The sequence below is a fragment of the Cyclonatronum proteinivorum genome, assembly GCF_003353065.1.
Lineage (GTDB): Bacteria > Bacteroidota > Rhodothermia > Balneolales > Cyclonatronaceae > Cyclonatronum > Cyclonatronum proteinivorum.
Map to the genome: position 1 here is coordinate 1,235,375 of NZ_CP027806.1, position 17,565 is coordinate 1,252,939.

At 53.8% G+C, this 17,565-nt stretch carries 15 protein-coding genes; all 15 read right to left on the reverse strand.

Features of this window, described 5'->3' with window-relative positions:
* Positions 1-85: 85 nt before the first annotated feature.
* The 15 genes from CYPRO_RS04900 to CYPRO_RS04970 all read right to left on the reverse strand — a co-directional run bounded on the left by CYPRO_RS04900 (position 86) and on the right by CYPRO_RS04970 (position 17,161).
* The gene (locus CYPRO_RS04900; protein WP_240644838.1) at positions 86-724 is read right to left on the reverse strand and encodes a septal ring lytic transglycosylase RlpA family protein; all 639 of its coding nucleotides are present in this window, start codon (positions 722-724) and stop codon (positions 86-88) included.
* 8 nt (positions 725-732) lie between these two features.
* The gene (locus CYPRO_RS04905; protein ID WP_114983554.1) at positions 733-1,146 is read right to left on the reverse strand and encodes a Card1-like endonuclease domain-containing protein; all 414 of its coding nucleotides are present in this window, start codon (positions 1,144-1,146) and stop codon (positions 733-735) included.
* A gap of 36 nt (positions 1,147-1,182) precedes the next feature.
* Positions 1,183-1,554 carry a hypothetical protein gene (locus CYPRO_RS04910; RefSeq protein ID WP_114983555.1) on the reverse strand — a complete coding sequence of 124 codons (372 nt, stop codon included), beginning with the start codon at positions 1,552-1,554 and terminating at the stop codon, positions 1,183-1,185.
* A 136-nt stretch (positions 1,555-1,690) separates the two neighbouring features.
* Positions 1,691-4,426 (reverse strand): TonB-dependent receptor, encoded by a 2,736-nt coding sequence (locus CYPRO_RS04915; protein WP_164682543.1) that lies wholly within the window; start codon positions 4,424-4,426, stop codon positions 1,691-1,693.
* Positions 4,427-4,567: 141 nt separating this feature from the next.
* Entirely contained in the window at positions 4,568-5,551 is a 984-nt protein-coding gene (locus CYPRO_RS04920; protein ID WP_164682545.1) for a FecR family protein, read from the reverse strand.
* Between the two features lie 7 nt (positions 5,552-5,558).
* On the reverse strand, positions 5,559-6,152 hold the full coding sequence (locus CYPRO_RS04925) for an RNA polymerase sigma factor (protein ID WP_164682547.1): 594 nt from the start codon (positions 6,150-6,152) through the stop codon (positions 5,559-5,561).
* Positions 6,153-6,321: 169 nt separating this feature from the next.
* Entirely contained in the window at positions 6,322-7,488 is a 1,167-nt protein-coding gene (locus CYPRO_RS04930) for an FAD-dependent oxidoreductase (RefSeq protein WP_114983559.1), read from the reverse strand.
* A gap of 13 nt (positions 7,489-7,501) precedes the next feature.
* Positions 7,502-8,155, reverse strand: a complete 654-nt coding sequence (locus CYPRO_RS04935) for a methyltransferase domain-containing protein (RefSeq protein ID WP_164682549.1) — start codon at positions 8,153-8,155, stop codon at positions 7,502-7,504.
* A 19-nt stretch (positions 8,156-8,174) separates the two neighbouring features.
* Entirely contained in the window at positions 8,175-9,356 is a 1,182-nt protein-coding gene (locus tag CYPRO_RS04940) for a type III polyketide synthase (RefSeq protein ID WP_114983561.1), read from the reverse strand.
* A 64-nt stretch (positions 9,357-9,420) separates the two neighbouring features.
* Positions 9,421-10,824: an MATE family efflux transporter gene (locus tag CYPRO_RS04945; RefSeq protein ID WP_408625724.1), complete on the reverse strand. Its 1,404-nt coding sequence runs from the start codon at positions 10,822-10,824 to the stop codon at positions 9,421-9,423.
* A gap of 65 nt (positions 10,825-10,889) precedes the next feature.
* Positions 10,890-14,741, reverse strand: a complete 3,852-nt coding sequence (locus tag CYPRO_RS04950; RefSeq protein WP_114983562.1) for a sensor histidine kinase — start codon at positions 14,739-14,741, stop codon at positions 10,890-10,892.
* Positions 14,742-14,786: 45 nt separating this feature from the next.
* Positions 14,787-15,758 carry a 2-hydroxyacid dehydrogenase gene (locus CYPRO_RS04955; RefSeq protein WP_114983563.1) on the reverse strand — a complete coding sequence of 324 codons (972 nt, stop codon included), beginning with the start codon at positions 15,756-15,758 and terminating at the stop codon, positions 14,787-14,789.
* A gap of 57 nt (positions 15,759-15,815) precedes the next feature.
* Entirely contained in the window at positions 15,816-16,199 is a 384-nt protein-coding gene (gene rsfS / locus CYPRO_RS04960; RefSeq protein WP_114983564.1) for a ribosome silencing factor, read from the reverse strand.
* 20 nt (positions 16,200-16,219) lie between these two features.
* On the reverse strand, positions 16,220-16,672 hold the full coding sequence (locus tag CYPRO_RS04965; protein ID WP_240644840.1) for a LytR C-terminal domain-containing protein: 453 nt from the start codon (positions 16,670-16,672) through the stop codon (positions 16,220-16,222).
* Between the two features lie 18 nt (positions 16,673-16,690).
* Positions 16,691-17,161, reverse strand: a complete 471-nt coding sequence (locus tag CYPRO_RS04970; RefSeq protein WP_124245528.1) for a hypothetical protein — start codon at positions 17,159-17,161, stop codon at positions 16,691-16,693.
* Positions 17,162-17,565: the final 404 nt, after the last annotated feature.

The window sequence follows — 17,565 nt, forward strand, 5'->3', positions numbered from 1 at the left end:
TCAGGAACCAGCATTGTCTCCAGTGATGTGCACGGGGTTTCCCCCAAAAAAATACCGGAATGGGAATCAGCACCGGTGCCGCTCATCAGTTTTGGACCTGCTTTACGAAGCCGTTGATGCCCTGTCGGCTGAGGCGCCGCCGCTGCCGTTCGGCGTCGCGCTGATTCCGGAATTCGCCCACATACACCCGGTAAACGGTCTGGCCCTGTACGCGGCCTTCGGCGACCCGCGCACCGCGGATGCTGCGTGCATGCGCGGTAGCTTCCTGTCTCGTGTTGAAAGAAGCGACCTGCACGGTAAACAGCTCGCGTGCGATAGCGGCCCGCTGCACGGGTACCGGACTCCGCAGAATGGTGAGCTCGACCGGCGCTATGCCGCTCTGAATCATGTCTATTTCGCGGGCTGCCGCGCGGGAGAGATCGATGATGCGGTTGTTGGCGTACGGGCCGCGGTCGTTGATGCGCACAACCACCTTTTTGCCGTTGTGGAGGTTGCGCACGCCCACCACGGTATCGAACGGCAGGGTGCGGTGTGCTGCGGTGAGGGCTTCCTGATCGTAGCGCTCGCCGTTGGCCGTTGCCTGACCATGAAAGCCGGGCCCGTACCAGCTCGCTTCGCCCCGCTCGAAGACCGTGCCCGTTCGGACGGTGTCGCGCTGGGAGCGGCAGCCGGAGAGGACCATCATCCCCAAAAAGAAAAAGAGCAGCGTAATGCGCAGGTTCATGGCGGACCTCATCGGACTTGCATGGGCTTTTGGTAAAAACCTTCGGGGCCGCGCCACCACAGGGTGCGGCTTTTGAGGTCGGTGTAAAGCAGGGTGCAGCCGCCGCCGCGGAATTCCTCAAAGAAGCCGATGGCCATGGGTTTGGTGCCGCCCGTATAGTGCAGCACGCTCTGCCGGTTTTGCAGGCTCATGAACAGCTGCTCGGCAATATCCTGAATGGCGTCGAGGTCGAAAGCCGGCACGGGAACGAGCTGCGTTTCGGCGCCGAGTGCGTCACGGATTTTGGACTGAAGCGCGATGGCATCCGCCCCCGATTCCCTGGTGTGACAGATCACAACCGTGTGCGGATTCACTTCGAGAGCGGCTTCGAAATTGACTTCTGTATCGGCGGCTGAGGCTAAAAGGCAGACGAGGGTTTGCACGGTAAAAGCGGTGTTAGGGAAGGGTGAAGCGGGAAATCAGGCGTCGCCGCGACGGCCAAAAAGAATGGCGGCGAGGTAAAAGGTCGTGCCGAGGGCGGGGCCGTAGGCCATGATGCCGAAACGCGAGGCTTCGGTAATGTCGCTCAGGAAAAGCGCCGTGATCAGAATCCCGGTCGGAATGGCCGGACCCAGCACATAATCGGTCGGGATTTTCTCGGGATAGCCTGTGAGGCGGGTGATAAGCATCATAATCGTGAACGCAATGCCCATCACGGCGGCGAGGGTGAAAAACAGGCCCGGCAGTCCGACCGAAAGCAAGAGCGGGCGCACAAAGGCGAAAATCACCGCAGAGAGGCTTACCCCAAGGAGAAACAGCGGCATACCCGATTTATGAATGGATTCAAACATGGTATGGAAGTGTGTGAGAAGGTCAGTCTCAAAAATACACATCCCAGATGAACTTCATTCCTAAAAATAAAGACGCAAAGCGCGCTTTATCTGTATGATGCGATGTAAGACGCAGTCAGAAAGTTGAAGTCGTTGGTCAGAACGAAAACTGAATACTGAGGGATGGACTAAATCCCGGCATCCTGCGGTCATAGACCGAAAGCTCCTGCGTGCCGTCTTCGTGCATGGCATGTGCGTGAACCCCGCGGTCAATGATGTTGCGGCGGTTCATCAGGTTTACGAGATCAAGGCGCGTCTGTAGCTGGGTGATACCTATGCTGCGGGTGTAGATGACTGACAGGTCAAACTGACTGTAGGCGGGCAGACGGTCCGCTTCGGGCTGTGTGAAGTCGAAACGGTCGATGCCGTGCACATTGTGCATCATCAGGAAGTCGTAGTAGGCCTGACGGAAACCCCAGGTCCGCCCCGAAATGTACTGCCAGCGACCGGAGACAGTCCAGTTGTTCGTAAGGTGCCCCATCACCCGGGCCTGAACGCTGTGCGGCTGATTCCAGGGCGCAGGCATCACCCGGCCAAACTGTGACTGCATGTTGATTTCGGCGTAGCTGTAATCGTATCCCAAAAGAAGGTTGAGACTGTTTCCCATCAATTGCTGATTCAGTCTAACACTGCCGCCCCAGGAATTCAGGTCGGTGATTTCGGCAAACGCATCGAAGCCTTCGCGGGTGTGACCGCTGTCAGTAAGGAGGCGGTCGTACGAGGTGATGTAGCCGGTCGGCTGATGACGCAGCCAGCCTTCGAGGCGTATGGTTGTGCCGGGTGCCGGCTCCGAAAGAAAGCTTGCGCTGCCCTGCCAGGCCCTCGGCTGCGGCAGGCGGCTGTCATGCGCCCAAATCGTGAAAGACGGCACAATGGAGCTCGGTCCCGCATTGGTGATGTCGAACTGATTGATGAACTGCCGGTACAAGCCGCCGGCAACACGCACTGACCAAAATCCTATAGCTGATTTCTGACGATCATACTGCGCCTGCGCACGCGGCTCCAGAAAGGTTTGGTTGGAACCTGTGAGGCGGGTCAGGCGCGAGCCTGCGGTAAAACGCCAGGGGCCGGGCAGGCTGAAGTGCGTATTCAAATAAGTGCTGAAGTGTCCCGAGCGCTGTTCATCGCCCGCGGGCAGATAAAAGAGCGAGCTCAGATCGAAGGATGAGGCCACAAAGTCGGCCTGAATTCCGGCGGATAGTGAAAGCCGGGGATTGATGGCGTAATCGGCATCTGCGCGCCCGAGAAAATGGCGGATTTCATTGCGGTCGTGCTGCAGGGCGCCATGCCCGAGGTTTTCACGGTAGAGCGAGAACACTTCGGCATCGCTGAGCGGCATTTCACCGGCAAGTGCGGCAAACACGCTGTTATCCGCCATAATATAGTTGTGCCGCATCCGGTTGCCGGAGAAACCGGCCTGAAAGCTCAGGTCGAGGCGCGGACTCACGACCCAGTCATAACCGAGCTGCGCGACCGTGTTTTGCCAGTTGTAGTGATCGCGCGAAAACATGAAGCCGTCTTCAAAAAACTGTTCCCGGGCAAGTACATCCGTCTCCACTTCATTGAGCCCGCTGTAGAGCGAAAAATTAATCCTGCGATACGCGCCAAGCTCCGCTGATCCGGCAAGGTGCACGTCATAAAAGGCGATATTTGAGGCGTTGGCCACCGGCTGAAAACTGCGCATGCCCGCACTCGTAAGTCCCTGAGCACTGATGAGGCTGTACAGCATGGGGTCAATCGCGTCCCACTCACTCAGCGTACCCGAAAGCGTCGGATCTTCGAAAATGTCCCATACCGATGACCGTAGCGCGGCCATAAGATTCATCCGGTTGCCGGTTGGTGTTGTGTGTGAAGCGGAGCCAAAGAAGTTGGTACTTAGCGGATCGGCCTGCCAGATCAGGTTCTCGCCGTGCTGCGGACTTACCGCGTGTTTTAGCCCAATGCTGCCGGCAATATGGCTTCCCATGGAAGCATCAAAACCGGCCTTTTCGAGCTCAACGCGGCTGATGGCGAACGGACTGAAAGCGCTCAGCAACTGTCCAAAACTGTACGGGTTGTACACCGGCATGCCGTCGAGATACATACGGTGTTCGCCCCGCTGTGCGCCCTGAATGTGCGTGTCGCTCAGGGGCAGCCCGTGCTGTACGCCGCTGAACAGGCTCAGGCTTTGGACGGCGCACTGATGCCGGTCGCCGGTGCTCCACAGGCTGCGGGCTTCGGCTGTTTCGTGATGCCAGCTTGCGGGCAGCATGGACCGGTGTGCGGAAACCACCACCGGATTAACATCCAGCGGTTTGGGGTTCAGGGGGATGCGCTCACGGGTCGTGTCGTTGCCGTCAACTTCAATCGTTTTTCGGACAGCTTCGTACCCGATAAATGAAAAAATGAGCTCGTGCCGTCCGCTCATCATATTGTTGATACTGAAAAAGCCGGAGCGGTTGGTGACCGTGCCCCCGCTTGCGTCCGCGAACATCACGGTTGCTCCCTGCAGCGGCTCTCCGGTTGCGGCGTCAACCACCTGACCCGAAAATGCGCCGAAATCCGGCGGGCGCTGCGCCGATTGTACAATCACAAAAGTACCGGAGGATAAAATGATAAAGTCCAGCTGCGTACCCTGCAGTAAACTTGTGAGGAGCTCAGCGGTTGTGTTCCCCCTTACCCTGCGGTACACGGGCCGCGTCCCTACAATGCGGGGATCATAAATGAGGTCGGCAGATGTGAGCGCTGCGACTTTCTGAAGGGCTTCCGGCAGGGCTTCCCCGGAAAAATCAACACTAAAGGCGGGGCTTGTGTGCTGTGCGACAGAAGTCTGAAAAGGCAGGAGACTCATCATCCCCAAAAAAAACAAAGAAAGTACCCGCTTGCCGGCGGGTACACTCGTTTTTATTCGGGGGAAAAAAGATAGGATCAGGTGCTGCAACATACCGTGTTCCTGTTTGGAAATGCAGGGGGGTGAGGTGTCGCGGAAAAAGGCTTACCGGTGAATACGGAATCCGTTGGCCGTTTGTGAAAATTCAAGATTTTTCACCGTACAGATTTCAGCCAGAATGGTTTCCAGCTGCGGTTCTGTGTAAAAGATACTCAGGCTTGCCCCTTCAATATCGGCTGCATTCACTTCAATAGCTACATCAAATTTGCGCGCAAGTTCATCAAAAATAACAGAGAGTGGCTGCATGGAAAAGGCGATCTGATTGCTGAGCCAGGCCTGCGGTTGTGCGGCCTGTGAGTGAACCGGCTCGGTTGGGATGAGCTGACGGTCGCTGAGGCTACTACTTTTGCCGCTATCCACAACTACACTCTGATCGGCAAAACCGGTGCGGAAAAATTCAACCTGACCGGAAGTTACGCTCAGGGTTGTGAGGCGGTCGGGGTCTGTGTGCCAGGAGCGCAGGTTGAAGGAGGTGCCCAAAACCTGTACAACATTGTCGTTAGCCCGCACGAGGAAAGGCGTCTCGTCTGCCTGTACCTGAAAATAAGCTTCCCCGTTGAGGCGCACACTGCGGTTGGTGTAGCCGAAAAGCCTGTTAAATCCGATTTCGGAACCGCTGTTAAGGGTTACGGTGCTGCCGTCGCGCAGGCTGAGCTCAAGGGTTTCGCCGGCCGGTACCTGTTGCCAGTTTACATGAGACATCCATCCGAAGCCCAGTGCAAAAAGGGCCAGGGCAGCCGCAAGGAGTACGCTGATGAGCGGACCTTTGGAGCGCGGTTGCTGTGGCAGCTGAATAACCGGAATGTCTTTTACGGGATGATCATCCTGCGCTTCTATACGCTTGCGGACATTGTACAGCGCCAGCTCCATATCGGCATCTGAAACTTCATCTTCAGTGAGCTTGCGGTGCGCGTCACCGGCCTGATTCCAGATGGCCTGCATTTCGCTACGCGTTTCACCATCGAGCCCGCTGAGGTGTTGGCTTACGGATGGCCCGTGTTTCTTTTTATTTGGTTTTGATTTTGCCATGGAGGTACTACTTGAATTTTTGAGCGTGTTGTTCATGCATGCGCTGAAGGTTGCGGAGGGCATCCACAATATGATTATTGACCGTTCGCGGGGAAACGTTCATCACGGAGGCAATCTCCTGGTGATCCAGCCCTTCAAAACGGCTCAGCCCGAATGCTTCCCGCTGCCGTTCCGAAAGCTGCGACACCCAGTGATAGAGCAGCTGCATCTTTTCATAGACGCCTTCGGATGATTCATCACTAAATGCATCATTCCAGCTAACATTTGTTTCCGTCAGGTCTCCCGCCAGCGTTTCAGACAGTTCCGTGCCGGTCTCAAACCTGGCATGGTCCCGAATGTAGTTGAGGCTCAGGTTGCGTGTGGTCGTATAAATGTACGCCCGCGCTGACGCTATGCCGGACAGGGAACCGCGGTTTTGCCAAAGCTTCACAAAGGTATCCTGAACAATGTCTGAAGCCGTTGATTTGTCGTTCACGTACCCGCAGCTGAACATCACCAAAGGCTTAAAAAAAGCCCGGAACAGCCGGTCGAACGCAGCCTGATCTGATTGTGAAATCAGTTCAAACAGTTCGCAGGTCTGTTCATTGGTGAGGGATTCCATCTGATAGAGGTGATTTTTTGAATGATGTGTTAAAGAAATAACACAGCTGCCGGGCGCTATACCTATATCCGGTCGGCATTGCATTGATAAATAAGATCAGGCAGCGGGCTGTGTTTTTTTTCGGTGGATGTGTTTCCGGCCTGTGCCTAATGTGTTGCCCTGTAATACTTTAATCCAGTCCGTCCATGGTGAATTTTCGGAGGAGGATGCTGCGCAGCGGCGGAAGCAGCAGGAGCCGCACCATAATTTTGTTAAAAAATACGGCTCGCTGTGAAAAGGAACGGCCCATGCGGAGGTTGAACTCCGCCCGCTCGGCAGCAGTGTAGGCGGCATTCCGGCGGCGGTACTCATAGCTGTTGAGCAGGCGCGGCAGCGGTTTGTGCGGACGCAGTACATCCGGCAGCAGTCCGGCCAGCAGTTTTGCGTCAAACCAGCCCAGGTTCATGCCCTGCCCGCCAATGGGACTCACAACATGCGCGGCATCCCCCGCCAGAATGACGCGCCCTTTTACGAAGCTTTCCGCCATCATCCGCTGCACGCCAAAGGTGCTGAGCATGCTGTTGGTCGCTGCATCCGGTGAGGTGCCGGTGCGCTCAAGGGCGAGGCCGGCGATGAGCTGCGCATCCGGTGCGCTGACTGCATCCCTGGTTTTGATGACCCAGCGGCGCAGGTTTTTTCCGTGCGGGAAAGATTCGACCAGGCCGTCTTCACACAAATACACCCGCGCTTCTTCGCGGCTGCCCAGGTTGTCGTCAAAATCACCCATGATGTAATGATCAGGGTAGCTGCCGCCGAGAAAGGGAATGCCGGCTTTTTCGCGGACCAGACTGTTCTTGCCGTCGCAGCCGATCAGGTAGCGGCACCGGATTTCGCTGCCGTCGGTGAGCTTCACCTGCAGCCTGTTTTTTTCCTTAGTGAAGTCCGCAAAACCAAGGCCGCGGTGCAGCTGTTCGGGGGCAAGCGAAAGCAGGGCCCGCTCCAGTATTTCTTCGGTGACCTGTTGGGAAAGGGTCAGGATGAAGGGGAAGCTGTTCGGAAGTCTGGTGAAGGGGATGGTACCGATGGCGTCGTGATTCACGTAGGCGCGGCCCACGCGGATTTGATTTCCGGCTTCGAGAAAGGCGTCTGAAAGTCCTACTTCCTGAAAGAGCTGCAGCGAGGGCGGATGAATACCGATGGACCGTGAGTGCTGCGAGACTTCTGCCCGGGGTTCGACCATCTGAAACGGAATGCCGGCTTTCGCGAGCAGGATTCCGAGAAGCAGCCCGGTAGGCCCGGCACCGGCAATCAGGATGTCGGTTTCGGCGGGGAGTTGGAGTTTTGTTTGTGAAGCCATCACCCTGCACCCGTCACGGATTCATGTGTGTAACCAGCAGCCGGAACGGGATGGTTGCTTCAACCCGGTAGCCTTCGGGTACGAGTTGCTGCAGCTCATCAACCGTGTAGCTGCGGCGAATGGAAGTAAGCCCGTCGTAGCGGATGAAGGAATCCCGGAAAGAAAAAAGCGTCAGTCCGTTGAATAAAAACCACGCGATATCGCTGCGGCAGAGGTCGCTGAACAACACCATTTCGTTGGCAAGCTTTTTCGCATTGGTAAGCAACGAGGTCACTTCCGGACCTTCAAGATGATGGATGAGGTGGTTAGAAATGACGAAATCATAGGTTTCGCCTTCTTTAACCAGATCAGCTTCCGAAATGCACTGAAACGAAATGCCGGTGTTGCGAAAGGTCGTATTGACGTAAAGCAGCGCTCTGGGGTCGGTGTCGATGGCTGTTATTTGCAGTTTGATCCCGTATTTGAAGGCCAGCTCGCGCATGTGCAACGGAATATCGCCGCCCCCGAAACCGATATCAAGTAGCGTATAGACCTTGTTATCATCGGTACATCGTGGCGCGATATATCGGTGGAAGAGCAGCTCCCAGCCCGAAAGCATGCGGTTGATGTGGGTGAAGTGCCGGTAGGTGTTGTTGAGGAGAACAGGATTGCAGTCTGCGGAATCCATGAGCTCCGCAGTGTGCGTATCACGATTTCGGAGAAACAGCGGCATCGCTTGATTCGGGGATTTCGGCTTCGGGTTGGGAGTGATTTGGGCTTTGCTGCGAAGGCTGATTGAGCGGGGTGAACAGGCCGGTCTCGACCGTCAGGCCCGGGCCAAATGCCATGCTGATCACCGGTTTGTTCTTCGCAGGGAAATCATAGAGCAGGGACTTAAGCACAAATAAGATAGTGGCACTACTCATGTTTCCGTAGTCGCGCAGGGTTGCGCGGGAAGGGGCAAGCTGTTCCGGCTTCAGGCTGATACTGTGCTCAATCTTGTCGAGAATGGCGCGTCCGCCGGGGTGCACGGCCCAGTAACCAAACTGTTCCGGATCAGGATTTTCGCCCAGAATGGGCAGTAACAGATCGCCAATGTTGGCCTGAATGATATCCGGAATGTAGGTAGAAAGGACCATGTCGAAACCGTTGTCGCCAATGGTCCAGGCCATATCGCGCTCGCCCTGCGGAGTAAGAGCGGTGAAAAGCCCGTCCATGCGCAGGGCGGGTTTGGTCGGAGCGGGCTCACGGCGGCTCACAATGGCAGCGCCGGCACCGTCAGCGAAAACGGCGGCAGAAAGCAGGGAATCCGTGTCCGTTTTAGGCTGCAGGTGAATGGTACACAGCTCAAGACAGACAATCAATACAACGGCGTCCGGGTTTTCTGCGGTGATGGTTTCCGCCATTTTGAGGGCCGGAAAAGCAGCGTAGCATCCCATAAAACCGATGTGATAGCGCCGGGTAGTTGGCGGAAGGTCTAATGCGCGCACGATGTAGTAGTCAGGACCCGGTGCAAAAAAGCCGGTGCAGGATACGGTTATAACATGCGTAATATCCGCGCGCCCGAAGTCAGAAGCGTCAACGGTTTTCTCTGCCAATGCTGTGAACATCGCTTTGGCAGCTCCAGTGTAGCGGTCGTTGCGTGCACCGGTACCAGGATTGAGAAACGTCTGCGTTTCGGCATCAAAAAAATCCCCGCTTTCGCCTGAATCAAATTCGGTGATGACACTGTGCCGTTTGTCGATTCCGGACAGCGCATACACGCGGTGCAGGATTCGTTTGATGGCGTCGCGGTCGGCTACGTGTTTCTGCATGAAATCACGGGCGAACGCCATGGAATAACTCTTTTCAGGAACAAGCGTTTCGAGCTGATGAATGTAGGCGGGCATGGGGAAGTCTGTTTAATAAGCGGTTCAGGAATCCAAACGAGGGCGGTTGCTTTCCCGTTCAGCTTCAAAGGGTTTCATCCGCGTTTGCCATCAGCTCCTTGCGGCTTCGGTTTCGGGTGAGGTAGCGGAAGCGCAGGTTGTGCAGTACCGCGGCCGTAGTCAGCCCAAGAATGAGACCCGCCCAAAGTCCTTTTGGACCATACTCCAGGTGAATACCCAGCACATAGCCCGAACTGAACCCGATTATCCAGTAGGCAATCAGGTTTACGATCATCGGAATTTTGGTATCCTTCAGGCCCCGCAATGCTGCAGATCCGCTGACCTGCAGGCCGTCGGAAATCTGAAACACCGCTGCCATAAAGAGCAGTTGCACGGCAAGCGGAGTCAGTTCGGGGTCGTCGGTGTAAATGCCAATGAGCATATCCGGAAAGAGGAAGAAGAGCGCGGCCGTACAGCACATCAGTGCGGTAGCCATGCCGATCCCAACGTATCCGGAGAAGGTCGCGTTGACAAGCGAGCCGCGCCCCAGGTTTTGGCCCACCCGAATGGTGATGGCGCTTGAAAGACCGAAGGCCATCATAAACGTGATGGAGGCCAGATTGAGGGCAATCTGATGTGCGGCAACGGCGGTAGTGCCCAACATGCCCATAATGAGCGCAACAACGGCGAACATGCTGACTTCCATGGTGAGGGTGATTCCGATCGGGAAACCCAGTCGCAGCAATTCTTTCATGTACTGCGGATCGGGCAGTCGCAGGGTGTCGAAAATCCCGAAAATGGCGTAGTCTTTTCTTTGCCAGGTGTAGGCCAGCATGCTTATGCACATCACCCACATCACAATCATAGTAGCCCAGCCGGTGCCAACTGCGCCGAGTGCCGGGAAGCCGAATTTGCCGAACATCAGCGTGTAGTTACCCAAAATGTTGAAGAAAAGCCCGATGACCCCGATAAACATGGCTGGCCGCGTCACGGATACGGCTTCGTTGAAATGCTTGAGGGCTAAAAAGGAAAAGAAGCCGGGAATGCCCCATGCCGCAGCTTTCAGGTAGCCTTCGGTAAGGCGCGCGACTTCCGGATCAAGGTCAAGCAGGGTGAGCACCGGATAGGCGTTGCGCAGCAGCAGAATGGTCGGAATGGCCATGAGCACAGCCAGCCAGAGGGACTGCCGCACGCTGATACCGATTATGTCGCGCTCCTCCGCGCCGAAATGCTGCGCCACAATGGGCGTAACGGCCATAAGAATACCCACACCCAGCATGAACACAGGGGTGAGAATGCTCGAACCAATGGCGACCGCTGCCAGATCGTTGGTGCTGAGGTTGCCCGCCATCACCGTATCTACAAATGACATGGACATTTGTAGCAGGTTTGCGATAATCAGCGGGTAGCCCAGTCGGAAAATTTGACTGACTTCTGCGGTTATCCGGCTTTTTAGGGGTGGCGGTTGATGGGGTTCGGAGCGGTTCAAAAGAAGGGGTGATCGTACGAAAGGACGGCTGATTCAGAGCGGCGGAATATAGGGCTTTTTGCGATTCAATTTTCCCTGTAAACCGGAAACCAAAGGCTGAAGGTCGTGCCCGCAGCTTCGTCTGACTGTACCGAAATGTGTCCGCTGTGGGCGTCCATAATTTTCTTGCAGATGGCAAGGCCGAGTCCGGTGCCGCTTGTTTTGGTTGAAAAGTTGGGCGCAAAAATATTTTCAAGCACTTCCGGTGCCATACCCGTTCCGGTGTCGGCAATGCTGACCATCCAGCCGTTATGCTGTTGTTGCACACTAAGCGTAATCAAACCGCCCTGCGGCATGGCTTCAATGGCATTTTTGATGAGATTGATGAACACCCGCTTGATTTCATCACTCGAGCCAAACACGAGAGAAGGCTCCGGACTTGCTGAAAACCTGAACGCAATTTGCTGGTGCTGTTCAAACAAGGGCAGGGTTTCAGTGATGAGTTCGTTCAGGTCGCGTTTTTCCTGTTTGCCTGTCAGCGGCTTTGCGAAGGCAGAAAAATCTCCCGCGATACGATTGAGGGATTCAATCTGATTGACCAGCATGCCCGAAAGTTTCTCGATAGCAGGTTTGAGCTCTTCCATGCTGCGGTCGCCCATCGCCATTTGTCGCTGCAAATGCTGAATGCTGAGTTTCATGGGCGTGAGCGGATTTTTGATTTCGTGTGCAATCTGCCGTGCCATCTCGCTCCAGGCAGCGTCCCGTTCCGCTTCGGCCAGCTCCGCGCGTACGTTTCGCAGGTCCAGCACCATTTCGTTGTAGGCACGGGCAAGCTCACCGATTTCATCATCTGAACTAACGGGTATTGTGGTGTCCAGGTCACCGGCAGAAATGCGCTTGAGGCCGCTCTCAAACTCCGACAGCGGCTGCGTCAGTTTTCTGGAAACCCCCCAGGCAATTCCGGTGAAAAAGATGAAAATGATGATGTAGAATGCGATGAGGTAGGTTGTGGTTTGCAGGAATTCCTGTTCGTAAATCGCTGAGCGGGTGTAAGCGGGGATTCCGATCACGATACGCACTTCGCCGTTTTCAAAAAAGGCCCGGTAGCCCATCAGCACCGAGAGTTCGCCAATACTGAAGGGCTGGAAGACGGTCGTCTGATGGTTGCTGAAGATGTTGGTGTACGACTCAAAAGGCATGAAATCCGAAATAAGCTGAAGGCGGAAAATTTCGGGCGCGGTGGTTTGGGTGAGGCGTCCGCCTTCGAACAGCATGATATCAACTTCTTCCAGCTGAATGGCGTCGCTGCGCGAAAGGCTGCCGTCCCGCTGATTAATGAGGCGGGTTTCGACGGCGCTGAGATTCCGGTAGAGTTCCTGTTCAGCAATCCGGATGTTTTGCAGGCCCACGATGTATTCGGTTACAACAGCCAGGGCAATCATGAACAGCAGGGTTGCAATCAGGTAGCTGTCGAGGATACGGTCCTGAAAGCGTCGCGAGAAAATGCGCCCGCTCCAGGGAAGCCCTGTTTTTGTAAAGATACTGCGAATCTGCCAGGCGAGCAGGCTCACAATCAGCAGGGCGACGAAAAAACGGAATCCCGAAAAAATGTAGTTCAGAAAGGTGACATCACGAACGGTTACCATAACCGCGGTACGTTCATCAAAGCCGTATATCAGTTTGCGGTAGGCCGCGCGGTCCGTTGCCGATCGCCGGATAATTTGCGCACCGGGCGCAGGGGTGAGTTCTTCAGTGAGCAGGTGACGCTCGGAGAGCAGCGGGGTGCGAAGGGCAGAGGTTGAACGGTTTCGGCGGCCATCCACATATTCGGTTACCACGAACCGGTTCCAGCTTTCGCGGTCACGCTCATGAAATGCAAGCGCGTCGTTCACCGGCCGACCAAAGCTGTTGCCTTCCACCAGCACAAAGGTCACCAGCCAGGAAGGCTGCGTCGGGAAATCTGAAGGGATGGACTGCAGCCCTTTTATGAAAATCGGAAAGCCCCTGAACCGGTTTTCGGTTTCGATAATAGGAAGACGCGCAAAAGGGCGCTGAAGAGAGTAGCGGATGAAGTTGCGCACTTCGTCGTGAAAGGACGAGGAAAAGCGGTCCATGAAAGAGGGCTGCGAGCCGTAATCTGCAATAATGTTGAGGCGGCCATCAAGCAGGAAAGCCATAATGGTGTAAGAGCCCCATTCGGGCTGTATCTGACGGCTTACTTGCTGCCTGAACTGCGCGACGGCCTGCACCGGGAAGGCGGGTGCGGCTTCCAGCGTCTGCACCTGTGTGATCACCCCGTCTTCCAGCAGCTTCCGGATGAGCTCCCGGCTGATTTCTTCGGCTTCATCAGTGCCTGTAGTCGCATAGTTAACCGCCATCCGCAGCATGGTTTCGTTTTCTTTTTGGATGGAGGCATCAAAATAGAGGGGAAGCTGTATGAGGGTGACCAAAAAAATCAGCAGGGCAATCGCGCGCGGACGGGGAATGCTGAGTGGCGAAAAATGCTGCATGCGGTCTGAAGCCGAAATCAGCACCAATATGACGAGGATACCAAGGTATTTTGCCCAGAAGAAAACCGGGAGCAGCGCGGCATCGGTGTGGATGAGGTAAAAGAGGAAAGCGCCGGCACATACGGCTGCAAACCATAGCGTGTAAAAAAGAAATCGACCCATGGTTTTTCTGCCAAACCGGCAAAGCTGAAAAATCAGGTACACTGCCGTGCCCGTCAGGATGAGGCTTGCCAGATATACGATCCAGGTTTGCAGGGCCGGAAAAACCCGCAGATCTGTCACCCCTGTTTGTGTTAGCAGGATGACTTCGTACACCCGGCTCAGCGACCATGCACTTCCAAAAACAACGCCTGAAGCTATGCCGATGAAAGTTAGTACAGACCATTTCCTGTCCTTGCCGCTGTCCCTGCCGGCGTGCTTAGCGAGCTGCACAACCAGCAGCAATCCGGCAGCCGAAATGAAGAAGCTGTCGAAAAGCAGCTGCAGCTGATTGGTGAGGTCAAAACCACCTGCATCCCGAAGTAGGCGGATGAAAGGCAGTTCCAGAAAACTCATTATGCCCCAAATGGTTAAGGTCCCGGCTGAGGCAACGGCAGCGGAAGCACGTCCGCCGGCTTTCCCAGTCTTCATCCAAATAAGCAGTCCCCACCAAATCAGAAATGCGAGCAGCGTGATAACAACCCAGCGAAATTGCGCCATGTTACGCTCCCAGTCCCGGGCAATGGCCGGGAAATCAGCAGTACTTACCGTTACAAAGCCAACAGAATCCACGCTTGCTGTGCCAAGCGTCCTGACCCTGGCGGTTACAGGCCCGGTATTCAGGTCAAAAAAACGGTAGTGAACCGGAAAGGTCTGTTCTTTCGCCCATTCACGGGTGAGGTCATACTGACGCGTGAGCAGCTGAGGTGAGGCGCCCGAGCGGCGGATCAGCCGGGTTGTGACAATGTCGTAGCGGGTACCGTCATCCTGAAAAAAAGTAATCTGACTGACGAAATAAATGACAAAACCGCTTTGCACCACATTGGTGAAAACTTCTTCAGTTCCCACAGAAGGAAGGTAGGTGATGGGATTGCCGGACCAGGTAAAAAGATTTCGGTCACGGAACACGGATATTCCCCGAAAACCGGATTCGCTGCGCAGTCGGTTGTAAATGCGGGTAGGGTCGGCTTCTTGTCCCGTAGTGAGAAGGGGCTGAATGGTTGATTTGAGCCGGCGTGTATCCGCAATAAGGGCCGATTCGGCTTCACGGAATGTAAGAACTGCGCCATCAAGCGCTTGCTGTGCAAGTTGCTCCCGCAGCTCAGAATCGGGCTGTCCGAAATAGAAGTTTGCTTCACCGGCAATCCAGCCGAGAATAAGCAAGCCTGCGGCAATCAAAAAAAGCCTCAGCTGAAAAGTTGGAGGCTTATTCTGTTGGGAAGCTTGCATTATCCGAGACTGTAAATAAAATTGATTAACCGGAAACCGATGGCTTTAAGCGATAAAATTGCAGGGGTAATCGGCTCCGCAGAGCGTCTTGGCAATAGCCCCCGCAGCGAGCATCCCCATTTTCAGGCGGGTTGGTTTTGTAGCACTTGTAATATGCGGAATGAGGACGGCATTTGGAGCAGTAAGTAGCAGCTCGTTGACTTCCGGCTCAAATTCGTAAACGTCAATACCTGCACCGGCGATTCGTTTTTCGTGCAAAGCTTTGGCAAGAGCAAGTTCATCAACAACAGGCCCCCGGCTCGCATTAATCAGATACGCGCCGGGCTGCATGGCATCGAGAAAATCGCTGTCCACCAGATGGTGGGTACGCGTGTTCAGCGGACAGTGCAGGCTGATGACGTCCGCACGAGATGCGAGCTGAATCGGGTCTTCAAACCAACGTGCCTGAAGCTCATTTTCAACAGACTCGGGCAGTCTGTTTGGGTTGCTGTAGATAATCTTCATTCCGAATGCCCGCAGTCTTTTGGCTACCGCCTGTCCGATTCGGCCCATGCCGATAATGCCGGCGGTTGCGCCATTCAGCTCCAAACCCAGGAAAGCTGTTGGGCTCCATCCGTCAAAGCATCCTTCCCGCAAAAACCGCTCAGATTCCGTTATTCGCTTTACGGTGGAAAGTAATAATGCGACCGTTCCGTCGGCTGTGGTTTCAGTGAGTACATCCGGGGTGTTCGCTACCCGTATGTTGTGGCTGCGGCAAGCGGCTAAGTCAATGTTGTTGTATCCAACTGCATAATTAGCCACAACTTTCAGAATGGAGGCATTGCTCAGAACGGTGCTGTTAACCGGGTTCGAGAGCATGCACAGCAGGCCGTCATAGCGCGAAATGGCATCGCGGAGCGTATTTGCATGGTTGAACTGCCCCCTTTTGCCAACATGCAGCTCGAAATACTTTTCCAGCAATTCATGAACTTCCCGAAAAACGGGCTCTGTGAGAAGAACTTTAGGTTTTCGGGACATAGATCAGGAAGAGACAGGTTGTTCAGGGTGAGTATTTATTCATGCACAGCAATAAAACTAATCTTCGAAATTCTTCACCGTCGCATCACCCCACATTTTCTCCAGCGCATAGAATTCGCGCATATCGCTCTTAAAAATGTGGACGACTACATTAACAAAATCGAGTACAACCCAACGACGCGTCTCCAGCCCTTCACGGCGCCAGGGTTTCTCACCCATCTCAATGCGGACTTTTTCGGAGATTTCATCTGCCAGGGTTTTGACGTGTACATCGGAAAGACCGTTACAGATTACAAAAAAATCAGCCAGAGACGTAAGGCCTCTGAGGTCCATGATGGAAATTTGTTCCCCCTTCTTAGCGGAAAGTTGTTCGGCTATAAAAGTAGCAAGTGATTCTGAATTTTCTTCTTCGAAGGAATCTTCCGTAAAAGTATCTGTCAAAATGGATGTAAAATTTGAGGTTATTGTCTTGAACGCAATAGTTGCTCGTAATCAGCGCCTACTACGACAGTTGCATCGAGATAGAAGTAAGGGGATGTTTCTGTGATGATATTTTTTTTATCAATACCAAGGGCAAGGGCGACTCTTCTTGCGTTGGCTGCGTTACCGGCCCGGTCAATAATAATGCTTTCGGGGAGGTCAAAAGTCTCAAAGTTTCCGGATTGCACGACATCAAACCCTAATCCGCGTAACTGATTGGTAAACTGAGCCGCAACGCCCTGAACGCCGCAGCCATTTAAAACTTCAACCTGAATCACGTTGCTGAGCAAATGAGACTGAAGCTCAGTTCGTTCGGTAAAAACTCTGGGGTAAGCAGTTCTTGCCACAAGCGCAATCAGTAGTACAGCAAGTACAACTGAAGAAGCACCAATGCCCATGTTGAGCATAAAGGCAGATTTCGAGAGGCTTCGCATGTGCATTATAGGGAAGCGCTAAAAATCAAACATGTTCCCGTGGTTACGATGCAGGGAATGCGGGTTGTGTCTGTTGAAGGCACTGCGGTTGAAATCAAGCGGGTTGTAAACGCCGGCAGGAACCTGTCTGAACTGAAAGCTCAGATGAGTACGGTCGCTGATAGCATAATTCAGTTCAGCATTCCGAATAAAAAACTGAGGCCCCTGACTTTCACCAAAGATGTTGTTACCAAAAGGAGAATGGGCAATCGACAGATCAACCCTGCCGGTCAGTCGCTCATTAAAAAGGAATTGCATGGTGTTGGTGTAAAAGTTTTGATTGTAAACATTTCCACCCATGCTGCCCATAGTCATCTCATAGCTGTGATTCATTTGAAAACCGGCAAGTCCCAGCATGTTGCTTTCAGAAACAATTGGAGCAACAACAGCGCTGGTATATTCCGCGGGTTGCTGAACATGATCCCTGAACTGACCATTTGCGTTACTCACTGTCAGGAATGCTATTAATAAGGTTGAAATAACAAGGATTCGCATAAAACTGAGACTTTATTTCTGTTGATTCAAAAAGTACTGCCTGTAACTTTGAATGATAATCTAATTAATCAGATTATCATTCAAAATCAAGATTAAAGATAACGAATGAAGGCCAAAGTTAGCCTTTTAAAAGAATTAAATATTTGAACTTATCTCAGAGATAGATAAAAAAAAGACCCTGAGATTTGTTCAGTTCATAAATTTGGCTCAGCCTCATTCTTGGATTATATTTGCGGAATAGTTAAAGAAAAAGGCATCTGGTCGTAAAAACGGTTGATAATTGAACAATTCACGTGTCATAAGTGGTTGTAAATTGTACATCTAAAGGTTTTGTTCCTTCGATCAGGTAAAGTAGCCTG